11 protein-coding genes are annotated in these 12,388 nt (G+C 47.2%); 3 read left to right on the plus strand and 8 right to left on the minus strand.

Translation table 11 applies throughout. From position 1 onward, the window contains the following. Positions 1 to 23: 23 nt before the first annotated feature. From ACFQNF_RS15765 to ACFQNF_RS15800, 8 genes are all read right to left on the minus strand, one after another. Positions 24 to 1,238 (minus strand): EAL domain-containing response regulator, encoded by a 1,215-nt coding sequence (locus tag ACFQNF_RS15765; protein WP_380188879.1) that lies wholly within the window; start codon positions 1,236 to 1,238, stop codon positions 24 to 26. Positions 1,239 to 1,243: 5 nt separating this feature from the next. Further along, positions 1,244 to 2,392, minus strand: coding sequence for a protein-glutamate methylesterase/protein-glutamine glutaminase (locus tag ACFQNF_RS15770; protein ID WP_380188880.1), 1,149 nt, complete (start codon positions 2,390 to 2,392; stop codon positions 1,244 to 1,246). A gap of 133 nt (positions 2,393 to 2,525) precedes the next feature. Then, positions 2,526 to 3,005: a chemotaxis protein CheD gene (locus tag ACFQNF_RS15775; protein ID WP_380188881.1), complete on the minus strand. Its 480-nt coding sequence runs from the start codon at positions 3,003 to 3,005 to the stop codon at positions 2,526 to 2,528. Then, positions 2,995 to 3,561 carry a chemotaxis protein CheW gene (locus tag ACFQNF_RS15780; protein ID WP_380188882.1) on the minus strand — a complete coding sequence of 189 codons (567 nt, stop codon included), beginning with the start codon at positions 3,559 to 3,561 and terminating at the stop codon, positions 2,995 to 2,997. Before ACFQNF_RS15780 ends, ACFQNF_RS15775 begins: the two co-directional genes overlap by 11 nt. A gap of 41 nt (positions 3,562 to 3,602) precedes the next feature. Further along, positions 3,603 to 5,180 (minus strand): methyl-accepting chemotaxis protein, encoded by a 1,578-nt coding sequence (locus ACFQNF_RS15785; protein WP_380188883.1) that lies wholly within the window; start codon positions 5,178 to 5,180, stop codon positions 3,603 to 3,605. A 4-nt stretch (positions 5,181 to 5,184) separates the two neighbouring features. Beyond that, the gene (locus ACFQNF_RS15790) at positions 5,185 to 7,389 is read right to left on the minus strand and encodes a chemotaxis protein CheA (protein WP_380188884.1); all 2,205 of its coding nucleotides are present in this window, start codon (positions 7,387 to 7,389) and stop codon (positions 5,185 to 5,187) included. A 9-nt stretch (positions 7,390 to 7,398) separates the two neighbouring features. After that, positions 7,399 to 7,716 carry an STAS domain-containing protein gene (locus tag ACFQNF_RS15795; protein WP_380188885.1) on the minus strand — a complete coding sequence of 106 codons (318 nt, stop codon included), beginning with the start codon at positions 7,714 to 7,716 and terminating at the stop codon, positions 7,399 to 7,401. Then, a complete protein-coding gene (locus ACFQNF_RS15800; protein WP_380188886.1) occupies positions 7,707 to 7,916 on the minus strand; it encodes a hypothetical protein in 210 nt (69 codons plus the stop codon). Before ACFQNF_RS15800 ends, ACFQNF_RS15795 begins: the two co-directional genes overlap by 10 nt. Before the next feature lie 511 nt (positions 7,917 to 8,427). Between ACFQNF_RS15800 and astA the strand changes: the two genes are divergently transcribed. From astA to astB, 3 genes are all read left to right on the plus strand, one after another. Then, positions 8,428 to 9,447 (plus strand): arginine N-succinyltransferase, encoded by a 1,020-nt coding sequence (astA, locus tag ACFQNF_RS15805; protein WP_380188887.1) that lies wholly within the window; start codon positions 8,428 to 8,430, stop codon positions 9,445 to 9,447. 3 nt (positions 9,448 to 9,450) lie between these two features. After that, positions 9,451 to 10,917, plus strand: coding sequence for a succinylglutamate-semialdehyde dehydrogenase (gene astD / locus ACFQNF_RS15810; protein WP_380188888.1), 1,467 nt, complete (start codon positions 9,451 to 9,453; stop codon positions 10,915 to 10,917). 117 nt (positions 10,918 to 11,034) lie between these two features. Beyond that, a complete protein-coding gene (astB, locus tag ACFQNF_RS15815; RefSeq protein ID WP_380188889.1) occupies positions 11,035 to 12,372 on the plus strand; it encodes an N-succinylarginine dihydrolase in 1,338 nt (445 codons plus the stop codon). Positions 12,373 to 12,388 lie beyond the last annotated feature (16 nt).

Raw genomic sequence — 12,388 nt, forward strand, 5'->3', positions numbered from 1 at the left:
GTGGCGTATGGGGTATTTGTGGCTTAAGAGGCGGGCTTGCATAGCTCTCTTAGGCGTTGATTGTTACTTTTGAGCCAAGGTACGATTTCATCGCCTGGCATGGGTTTGGCGGTGAGGTAGCCTTGCACAATATCGCAGCCTAATTCTTGTAAAACCACAAGGTCTTCTATGCATTCAACGCCTTCAGCCACACTTCTGAGCTCTAGCTTTTTGGCGATTTCAATGGCGCTGGCCAAAATAGCCCGCAGGTGAGGCTTGGTATGCGCGCCATCGACAAAAGAGCGATCGAGTTTTAGCTCGGTAAACGGGATACGGGAAAGTTGCTGCATCGAGGAAAACCCCGTGCCGTAATCGTCAATCGATAAACCAAAGCCTTTAAGCCTCAGTCTTGCTAGTGTGCCAAGTGCATTGCCCACATCACCCATAACGGCGGTTTCGGTGATTTCCAGCACAATAAAGCTAGGGTCAATTGCGTAGCTGGCTACTTTTTGGGCGATATGCTCGGCAAAAGTCGAGTTGGATAAAGACAGCATGGATAAATTAATCGCCACGGTGATTTTTAATCCACGCTCGTGCCAGTGACGGCATTGTTGCAGCGCTAAATCTAAAATCTCCATGGTTAATTCATTAATTAAGCCATATTCTTCGGCAATAGAAATAAACTGCGAAGGCATCACCAGACCTTTTTCCGGGTGCTGCCAGCGAATGAGCGTTTCAACGCCTTTAATAACCCCTGTTTTAATTGAGATTTTGGGCTGAAAGTAGGCAACAAACTGATGCTCTATCAGCGCTTTGGTGATTTCAGATGCGGCCATCACGACTTCTGGTCGCGTTTGAATGTTTTCTTTGGTAATGGGCTTAAAGTGGTCGAGTGCTTTGCTGAGCTGAAGCAGTGTCAGTGGCTTTTTGATCGCGCCGAGAACGGGCAGTCCATACGCTTGTAGCATGGTTTCTACCGATGAAATCAAAGCATCTTCTTTGGCGCTGGAAACGATGACAGAAACAGGTATCGACCTGTGCGCCAGCTCTTGAATTAGCTCAATACCATCCATGCCCGGCATTTCTAAATCAATCAGCATGACATCGGGCAGGGGTGAGTTTTGTAATAACAGCAGGGCCTCATTGCCATCTGAAGCTTCACCCATGACGTGCAGCCCCAGCTCGGTGCAAATGGCTGCGGCATGCATTCTTTGGATCAGGCTGTCTTCCACAATAAAAACATTGAGTTCGAATGGCATAAGATTCACCGATTAGAAAGTTTGGCAATGACATCCGGTATGCGTTCAAGGGCAATGATTTCATCATTGGCTTCAAGCTTAATCGCTTCTTTAGGCATGCCAAAAACCACGCAGCTGGCCTCGTCCTGCGCATAAGTTCGGGCGCCGGTGTCGTGGAGCTCTTTTAAACCTCTAGCACCATCATCCCCCATGCCGGTCAGAATAAAACCAATGGCATTACGCCCCGCTGAATTGGCGACCGATCGGAATAAAACATCTACAGAGGGGCGATGGCGGCTGACCATAGGGCCGTCAATCACATCAACGTGATACTGAGTGCCATTACGCTTAACCAGCATATGTTTGCCTCCCGGTGCAATCAGCGCCAGCCCCGGCAGAATACGATCATTGCTCTTGGCTTCCCGGACTTCAATTTGCGACAAACTATTAAGACGAGCCGCAAAGGTGGCTGTGAATTTCTCTGGCATATGCTGAACAATCACGATGCCTGGTGATGTTTTGGGTAGCTCTGGCAAGATGGATTCCAGTGCTTGAGTGCCTCCTGTTGATGTGCCAATGGCAATGATTTTTTGTGTGGTTTGAATCGTGCTTTGGCCTGCTGTGGCTTGTAAAATGGCATCAGCTGATAATTTAGGAGAGCTCATCCTTTCTTGCATGATGCTGGTGGAGGAGCCGTTGCCCGTTGAGGTGTGGTTTGCAATGGGTAGTGGTGATGCCGGTGATATGGGTGTGGTGCGGGGGCGTAGTCTTTGCAGCTTGGCCATCGAGGCGGCCCGAATGGCGTGCAGTAAGTCTGCCGAGCTATCTTGAATAAAGTCCCGAACCCCTAGGGAAGGTTTTGTGATAATCGCGAGCGCCCCTGCGGACAGGGCCTGCATGGTGATTTCGGCTCCTTTTTCCGTAAGTGATGAGCAGATAACAACCGGTGTCGGGCGTTCGACCATGATTTTTTTTAGAAAAGTGAGGCCGTCCATGCGGGGCATTTCGATATCCAGCACAATGACATCCGGCCATTCTTTTTCCATCTTTTCGCGGGCAAAGATGGGGTCGGGTGCAGAGCCGATAACGACGATATCGCTGGCCTTGGAGAGCGTGTCGAGCATGACTTGCCGCACTACCGCAGAATCATCAACGATCATGACTTTAATGGCCATGGTTTAACCTTGCTGAGAGGACATAATCTTAGTTATAGGGGGTTAATAATGATTATGCTTTTGGTGTTTCTTTTTTTGCGGGTAAATAATATTAAAGAGGTTTTATTTTTTAAAGGGGGTAATTCGATTGGACTTAACGCAGAAAGCGCTTTACACCTATTTTGCCAGTGCTTAAATCAAGAATCACTTTTCGGGAGTAACCGCCACCCGTGTCTTCGTATTCAATATTAAGTGAGGCATTCAGCAATAGTTGCTTGGCCGCTTTGATATTTCTGCTGCCAATTGAGGATTCTTTGCTGTTTGGCTGCAAAATCTGGCTACCACCATAAATTTGATAGTGGTATTGATCGGGAGCGGAGGCATGCTGCTGCATCAGTTGGCAAAGGAGCTTAAAGGCGTCGCTGCCATAGCGCCCATCCGGAGCAGAAGGCCGGTGTGCTTGGGGTAAGAGAAAGTGGCACATGCCGCCAAGCTGGCGTTGTGGGTGCCATGCGGTAATGGCAAGGCAGGAGCCTAGCAGTGTGCAGAGCTGATCGGGCGCTTGAGCAAAGCGAACGTCCCCCGGCAGCAAGATAATGCGTTTGCCTGCCATGATCAGGCGTTTATTGCTCATGCATATCATGAGTAGGGTAGTGTTCCAGCGATAATTTTAATGGCTCATCAACCAGCTCGGCCATTTCACCCAAAGAAAGGGCATGGTTTACATCGAGGATAATGACGAATTGTTCATTGATGCTGCCAATGCCCGCTATAAACTCACTGCGCACTTTAGCGCCAAATTCAGGAGGAGACTCTATTTTTGCCGCAGCAATTTCGATCACTTCGTTAACGGAATCAACCAGCACGCCAATATCATGATATTCATTGGCAAAAAATACCTCCAAAATCACAACACAAGAGCGTCGCCCAATCTGGCTGCTTCCCTTGCCTAGGCGCACAGCCAGATCAATGACCGGCACAACCGCTCCGCGCATATTGATAACACCATGTATAAAGCGCGGCATAAGCGGCACTTCGGTGACACCTGCATATTCAATAATCTCTTTGATATTGTGAATCACCACGGCAAACAGCTCTTGGTTTAATGTAAAGGTAAGGTATTGTTTTTCTTCTGCCGGTGCCGCAGCCAAATGACTTTCCTTGTTTTTCCTCAGACTACGAATATCCATGACGAGTTTCCTTGAGTAATATTCAGCAAATCAGTCAGTATCTAAGACGGGAAGCGGGGTGAGACGCTCGCTGCGGAGTGCTTATGGTTGTTTTTTGATGTTTTTTCTGTCTGGAAAAAACCAATCATTTCTTGCAGGCGTGAAGCATGAATAGAGAGCTCTTCAGCGGTTGAATTGAGCTGCTCTGCTGCCGCGGCATTGCCTTGGGTTACTTGAGAGATTTGGCTCATTGCCGCGTTGATTTGCTCAATGCCACTGGCTTGCTCTTGAGATGCCGCCGAGATTTCCTCAACCAAATCGGCTGTTTTCTTAATTAAAGGCACAATTTCACCCAGCCTTTCCCCCGCACTGGCAGCTTGATTCACACTGCTCCCTGCCAGTTCGCTGATTTCTTGAGCTGCAATTTGGCTGCGTTCGGCAAGCTTACGTACTTCTGCCGCAACAACAGCAAAACCTTTGCCGTGCTCGCCCGCGCGTGCGGCTTCAATCGCCGCGTTAAGTGCCAGCAGATTGGTTTGATAGGCAATGTCATCGATAATTTTGATTTTACCGGCGATCTGCTGCATGGCGAGGATAGTGGCTTTAACCGCCGTACCGCCTTCGGAGGCCTTGTGTGATGCTTTGCTGGCGATGCCTTCGGTGACTTTTGCGTTTTCACTGTTTTGTGAAACCGTTGCGGTGATTTCTTCAAGGGACGAGCTGGTTTCCTCAATGCTGGCCGCTTGCTCGGACGCGTTTTGAGACAGGTTTTGTGATGATGCGTTGACTTGCTCGGAGGAACTAGCCAGCGAGTTGGATGTGGAATAAATATCACCCATTACCTGATTGAGGGTGTGCGCCATTCTTTGTAATGAAAAAATAATACTTGATTCATCACCTTTCATTAATGAAGCATTAATGGTTAAGTCGCCTGATGCTACTTTATTTGCAATATTCACGGCAAAGCTGGGTTCCCCACCGATTTGTCGGGTGATTTGCCGGGTAATAAAAAAAGCGATGAAGATGGACAAAACAAAAGAAACAAAAATAATAGATGACATAAGCGCAACTATTTGTGATGCTATGCTATTTGCGCGCTCAAATGTTTTGTTACTGTTGACTTCTTTGATGTCGAGCAATGCGCTGAGAGCATCATCAAATTTTTGAAATGTAGGGCGGACCTCGTTGATAATGATTAATTTTGAAACCTCAGTTTCTTTGCCCTGATCTACGGAATCAATAAGTTTCTTTTTGGCTAAAGTAAAATTATGCCAGTAACTTGGTAGCTCATTTATTATTTTTTTTGCGTCTTCTGTTTGCTGGGTGTCGTTAAATTTTCCAATTAGATCAAACATTTTTTCTTCGTAGCCATTTATCTCGTTGATGATTTCCTTGTGCATATTTTTATCGTTAGCGAATACGTAAAAACTGAGCCGTCTTGTAATATAAATCGCCTGTATATGGGCATTTGCATTGTCTCTGATTGGCACTAGCTGATCACTATACATTTCTTTTAAAAGAGAATTAAGCTGGTTGATTTTATTGATGCTCAATACGCCAATTAATAGAGTAAAGCTTGCAGTAATGATAAACGATAGAATGAGTTTGCTACCTATTTTTGAATTTTTAATCCAGTCCATTATTTTATCCCCCAAGGGTATTGCTTGTTATTGCTGAAATAGAAGCAGAAGGAGGAAGCGTTGCTTTAAAAAGGCTGTTTCCTTTATATAAAGGATCTGTTTTTTTATACGCATATTGGATAAGCTGTGCTACATCTAAAATCAAAGCAACCTGCCCGGTTCCTAAAATGGTTGATCCGCTAATTCCTTTTAAGTCTTTAAATAAAGGGCCTAGTGGTTTAATGACAGCCTGAAATTCGCCAATCAGCTTATCAACAACCAGTCCGGCACGGTTTTGCCCGTATTGGATAACAACAATATTTTCTTTGCTTATGCTGTGCTCAGGAAGATCAAACAGGCTGCGCAAGCGAACAAAAGGTAATACCTTGCCACGAAGATTAACAAAATTGTGTTGCTCATCATTCGAAGTTAGTTCAGTGCATTCAAGGACCAGATCGAGAGGAATTACAAAAGTAGAATCGGCCACCATGACTTGGAAGCCGTCAATAATGGCCATGGTGAGGGGAAGTCTGATTCTAAAAATACTGCCAGTGCCTTCTTCTGAGATCACCTCCACTTCGCCGCGTAAATGCTCAATATTGCGTTTTACAACATCCATACCAACACCCCGGCCTGATAAGTGAGTGACTTTTTCTGCAGTTGAAAAGCCCGCCTCAAAAATAAGCTGGTATATCTCATATTCACTTAATACGGCATCCGGACTAATTAGGTTTCTTTCTACGGCTTTTTTTATAATACGCTCTTTATTTAAACCTGCGCCATCGTCACTTATTTCTATCACAACACTGCCAGAATCATGAAAAGCATTCAATATGATCTCGCCCTGGGCGGGCTTTCCTTTGGCTATTCTATCCTGTGGTGTTTCAATGCCGTGATCAATTGCATTGCGTACAATGTGCATTAAGGGATCACTTAGTTTTTCTATCATGCTTTTATCTAGTTCGGTCTCTGTTCCTATTAGCTTAAGGTTTATTTTTTTGTTTAAATCTTTAGTTGCATCACGTATCACACGAGGAAAGCGCTCAAACACTTCTTTGATTTGCACCATTCTTAAATTAAGTGCGCTATCTCTGATTTGTTCCACCAGATCAGAGAGTGTAGCGCATGCTTCACTCATGCTAGGGTCACTATTTCTTTTGGAAATCAAATTGGCCGCAGCGCCAGCAATGACAAGCTCGCCTACCATATTAATTAAGGTATCCAGCTTGCCTGCTTCTACTTTTATAAATTTTAGTTCATTATTTTTTTTGTCTTCGCTTTGTTTCTGTTTTTTGAGCGCAGCGGCTACAACTGGGGCCGCCACTACTTTTTCTTCTACAAAAATACTACCGAGTTGCCGGCTGGGGTCTTCTTTTTGAATGTGCAATATTTCTTTTAGCTCTAAAGGCGTGATTGATCCGCCTTTTAGAAGGATTTCGCCTAATAGTTGAGGGGGCTCAGGCAGAGAATTAATAAGATCTATATATTCTTGAATTTTAGCGTGCGGCGGTAAAATGCGTATGGTGCTGTCTTGGCGAATAAAATCGAAAGCGCTTTCTATTGCTTCTTTGTCTTGGGATGATTCTAAATCAATTTCAAATCCTAAATAGCATTGTTCACTATCAATTTCATCCAGAGGCGGTATTTTATCGGTTATGGTGTAGATATAGCTTATTTCACCCAGCGTACCTAAATAGCGGATAAATTCAAAGGGATCCATGCCATTGATTAAATTATTTTTATTAAAGCGCAAGGATAAGTGCCAGTGGGTGTCGCCATGATGTTTTTTTTCGTCTTTTTCAATCCGGTCACTTGAGGCAATTGTTTGCACTTCGGTTGATTTTAATAAATATTCGTCGAGCAGGCCAAGCAGGCGTGCGCGATTGGTTTCATCCGGGTCTATATTTTCTGTTCTATTTTCGACTGAGTTAATTAATAAACTGAGATAATCTTTACAATCGAGCAGCATAGAAATCATTTTTTCATTGATCTCGATTTCTTTACTTCTGACTAAATCAAGCAAGCTTTCCATGCTATGGGTAAAGATAACAATATAGTCGAGTGAAAACAGTGCTGCGGAGCCCTTAATGGTGTGTGCTACACGGAAAAGCGCGTCAATCTCCTCGCTACTGGCGTTATTGCCTTCAATTGTGAGTAGGGCAGATTCCATCGAATTGAGTAAATCACGTGCTTCTTCGATGAGTGCTCCTCTGGCGCTATCTAAATCCATGCTTTACTCCTAACGCTGGGTGAGCACTAAGGGGTCACCCAGTTCGGCGGCAATATCGTAAAGATCAATCACATCTAGTACGCACTGGCTATGCCCATGAAATTGCAGTGCAATGTCTTTTGCATAGGCATATTTTTTTAAGCTGATTAATAGCTGAATGCCTGCACTATCAATTTCATGCACTTCTGATAAATCGAGGTTAATTTTCTTTTCAGATTGCAGCAGCTCTAGCAGTGCTTCCTGAGTTAATTTTGCCGTATAAAGCGATATTTCCCCGCTGATTGAGATGGTGCAAAGCTCATCATTCATGCTGTGTGTTATGGCCATTGCTTGCATCCTGCGGTGGTGAAGGGGGTATCGGCGCATGCTGACAAGATAGTCAGCCATGATGCGGCAGATGCAGGTGTTGAAGGGCTAGCCATGAAAACGTGCGCGCAAATGCTAAGGCTAAAGCCGCTGGCTGTTTGATTGCTGCGGATGGCGGCTTGTGCGGTATTGCTATTGCGTTTTATGGGCATGCGCTTCATTTTGAAGTCTTTAATTTACGAAAACGGTGACTTATTCATAGTCAATATTGAGCAAACTTGAAAGCGAGATACTAAATTTGCGACTGTTTACAAGGGCATATCTAACAGTTGGGGCTTGTCCCGATGTAATGAAGCGTTGGCTTTGTTAGATTGAATTATGGTATTTGAATGAATAAATACACGCTGCTGGCTGGAGCCAAGCTTAAAAATAGCGTTTAAGCAGCGTTAATCTGGAATCCACCTGATGGGTTTCTCTACAGGGTGTACGGCAAGGCGCTTGGGCGGATAGTCTGCTGCGCCTTTATTTAAATTGAAAAGCGTTTGATTTGCCTATGTCTTGTCAAAGTTGTTTTAGCAGCTTGTTTTTCTTGAATGTCCCTGAGATAAAAGCCCCTTTTAAGGCGTTGGCAGGCGTTTTGGTAAGAGCCACCAGAACACAGTGCACGCCTTACTTATCTCTCTATATCGTTTTAGGCGTGGCAGGCTGTCAGATTAAAAAGGAGTTTTTTAAATGTTGATTCGCCCCATTAAGAAAGAAGATTTACCCGAGCTACTGGCTTTAGCCAAGGAAGCGGGGGTGGGGGTAACCACCTTGCAGGCTAATCCTGAGCGCTTGTCTGCACGCATTCTGGCGAGCGAGACTTCGCTTAATGCGGCTGAGCCTGACGCGGCGGATGCAAGCTATGTGTTTGTGCTAGAAGACGAGCAGACCGGAAAAATTGTGGGCACTTCGGCTATTGAAGCTGCGGTGGGCATGCACGAGACTTGGTACAACTATCGCGTTGGCATTAATGTGCACGCGTCCCGTGAGCTAGGTATTTATAAGCAGTTGGAAACATTATTTTTAAATAGTGATATGACCGGCTCGAGCGAGCTGTGTTCTTTGTTTTTGCTGCCGCTCTACCGCAAAGATGGCAATGGCAGCTTGTTATCTAAAGCGCGTTTCTTATTCATGGCGGAGCATAGTGCGCGATTCTCGCACCGCATTATTGCTGAAATGCGCGGGATTTCGGATGAAGACGGCCGTTCGCCATTTTGGGAGAGTCTAGGCCGTCATTTTTTTCGTATGGATTTTGCGCGTGCCGATTTCCTGTCCTATGTGGGCAGTAAATCATTTATTGCCGAGCTGATGCCACAGCACCCGATTTATACCTGTTTCCTGCCCGAAGAAGCGCGTGTGGCGATTGGCGAAGTGCATGCGGCAACTCGCCCGGCGCGCGCCATGCTGGAAGCCGAGGGCTTTCATTACCAAGGCTATGTCGATATTTTTGACGCGGGCCCCACGCTGGAGTGCGAGCTGGATCAGGTGCGTGCAGTTCGGGCCAGCGGCTGCTATCAGGCCGAATTAGTGACGACTGAGGTGGGGGTGCCATGGTTGGTATCTAATCGCCGTTTGCTAGGCTTTCGCTGTGTACTTGCCATTGCGCAAAAAACAGAAAATGGCTTGCAGCTTACGCAAGGTATTTTAGAGCAGCTTGGGATTGCTGATGGCGACAGCGTGCGCGCTGTGCCCTTATCTGCCAAGGAGTAAAACATGCAGTTAATCGATGGGCGCTGGTCTGTTGGCAAGGGGAAGGCGTGGACATCACGTAATCCGGTTAGCCAGCAGGCGGTTTGGGTGGGCAATGCGGCAACGGCTTCAGAAGTTGATGCAGCTGTTGCTGCCGCGCGAACGGCGTTTCCATTGTGGCGGGACACCGAGCTTAGTAATCGCATTGCGGTGCTGCGCTGTTTTGCCGATTTACTGAAGGCTAATTTGGAAGAGCTGGCAGCGACCATTGGCATGGAGACTGGCAAGCCGCGCTGGGAAGCAACAATGGAAGTCGCCAGCATGGTGGCTAAGGTTGATATCTCTATTCGCGCCTTTGAGGAACGTACTTTCCGTAAGGAATCGACTCAGGGCGATGCCAGCGTGGTATTACGCCACCGGCCGCATGGTGTGGTAGCGGTATTGGGGCCGTATAACTTCCCCGGCCACCTGCCGAATGGACATATTGTCCCGGCTTTGCTGGCAGGCAATGTGGTGGTATTTAAGCCTTCTGAGCTAACACCGATGGCTGCTCAAAAGACAGTGGAGCTTTGGCTGGCAGCAGGCCTGCCGGCAGGGGTGATTAATCTGCTGCAAGGTAGTGCGGCAACCGGTGCTTTGCTTGCGGCTCATGAAGACTTAGACGGCGTGTTTTTTACCGGTAGCTCGGCTTCTGGTTATGCCGTGCATCAGCAGTTTTCCGGCCGGCCGGATAAAATATTGGCTTTGGAAATGAGCGGCAACAACGCCTTGATTGTGGATGAGGTGCAAGATGTAGCGGCCGCAATTCATCATGTTATTCAGTCTTCTTTTATCTCTGCGGGGCAGCGCTGCTCCTGTGCCAGACGCTTATTTGTGCCAAGGGGAGAATGGGGTGATTTGTTTTTGGATCGCCTGATTCGTGTGAGTGCGGAGCTAAGAGTGGGCGCATGGGATGACGAGCCAGCGCCGTTTATGGGGGCGATGATATCGATCGAAGCCGCTCATAAAATGCTGGCGGTACAAGCGGCACTGATTGCTGCGGGCGCAAAAGTTTTATTGGAAATGCGCCGTTTGGATTGCACCAATGCCATGCTTACGGCGGGTTTGCTTGATGTAAGCGAAGTACAAAGCCTGCCAGATGAAGAATATTTTGGCCCCTTACTGCAAGTGCAGCGCTATGGTGAATTTGACGAGGCGATTCGCTTAGCCAATTGCAGCCGCTTTGGCTTGGCGGCGGGCTTATTATCAGATAGTGCAGAGCACTATAAAACGTTCTGGCGCGAATCACGCGCAGGGATTGTGAACTGGAATAAACCCCTTACGGGCGCATCCAGTGCCGGGCCGTTTGGAGGAATTGGTGCCAGTGGTAATCACCGGCCAAGCGCTTATTACGCAGCAGATTATTGTGCATATCCTGTTGCTTCTTTAGAGTCCGAAATATTATCCATGCCCGAGCATTTGCCGCCAGGGATGGTGATTGCTCAGGATTAACCTGAAAAGAAGTGTATTTTTAAAGTCTGCAGAGGCTGGGATTTATACGCGGTGTGGCGCGTTTTATTGTTGATGGCTGTGATTTATGCAGATGTTTTGTCATATTAAGGAAGAAAAATGTCGACCAGTTTTGAAGCTAATTTTGATGGTTTAGTTGGGCCCACCCACCATTATGGCGGCCATTCTTTTGGTAATGTGGCCTCCACATCCAATGCCAATAAAGCCGCCAACCCACGTGAAGCGGCTAAGCAAGGCCTTGCCAAAATGAAAGCGCTGGCCGATATGGGCTATAAGCAGGGCGTATTTGTACCGCAAGAGCGCCCGGCCATTGGCCTGTTGCGTGATTTAGGCTTTAGCGGCGACGACGCTAGCGTGCTGGCTACGGTGGCTAAAGCCTCGCCGGGTTTGCTGGCTAATGTGTCATCCGCTTCTAGTATGTGGACAGCCAATGCCGCCACGGTGAGCCCTTCAGCAGATACTGTTGATAGCCGCGTGCACTTTACTGCGGCTAATTTGCAAAATAAATTTCACCGCGCTATCGAGCATGGGCAAACCACTCGCTCGCTTAAAGCAATGTTTAACAATGATGCGGTCTTTGCCCATCACGATGCGTTGCCGATGCAAGCTGTATTTGGCGACGAAGGCGCGGCGAATCACACCCGCTTTTGCCATGATTATGGCCAGCTTGGGGTTGAATTCTTTGTTTATGGTCGCCAGCATTGGGGCGGCGGGGTTGAGCCGCAAAAATTCCCAGCCCGGCAAACGCGTGAAGCCGGCGAGGCGATTGCTCGTTTACATGGCTTAAGCGCCGATCACATGGTGTTTGCTCAGCAAAACCCGGCGGTGATTGACGCGGGTGTGTTTCACAATGATGTGATTTCGGTCGGCAATCAAAATGTGCTGTTTAGCCATGAAACGGCTTTTTTGCGCCAGGCGGCAGTCTATGCCGAGCTGGATGCTAAGCTCGGTGGTGGTTTGCAAGTGATTGAAGTGCCGTTGGCGCAAGTGAGTGTGGCCGATGCGGTGAAGTCCTATCTGTTTAATAGTCAGTTATTAGCCCGTGCCGATGGTCGTCAAAATCTGGTTGTGCCGGATGAATGCCGCGCGACGCCTGCAGTTTGGGATTATCTGCAAGGCATGTTGGCCAGCAATGGCCCGATTGCCGAGCTGATGGTGTTTGATTTGAAGCAGAGCATGCAAAACGGTGGTGGCCCAGCTTGCTTACGCTTACGCGTCGCTTTGAAAGAAAAAGAACTGGCGGCGGTGAACCCGCATATCTGGATGAACGACGCGCTGTTTGCCAAGCTAAATACATGGGTAGACCAGCATTATCGTGATCGCCTTACCGAAGCAGATTTAGCCGATCCTAAGCTGATTATTGAAGTGCGCACTGCGCTGGATGAGCTGACACAGATTTTACATCTGGGCTCGATTTATCCTTGCCAGCTGGCTTAATAGAAAAATGGGGGCG

It is taken from the genome of Iodobacter arcticus (assembly GCF_042664895.1).
GTDB lineage: Bacteria > Pseudomonadota > Gammaproteobacteria > Burkholderiales > Chitinibacteraceae > Iodobacter > Iodobacter arcticus.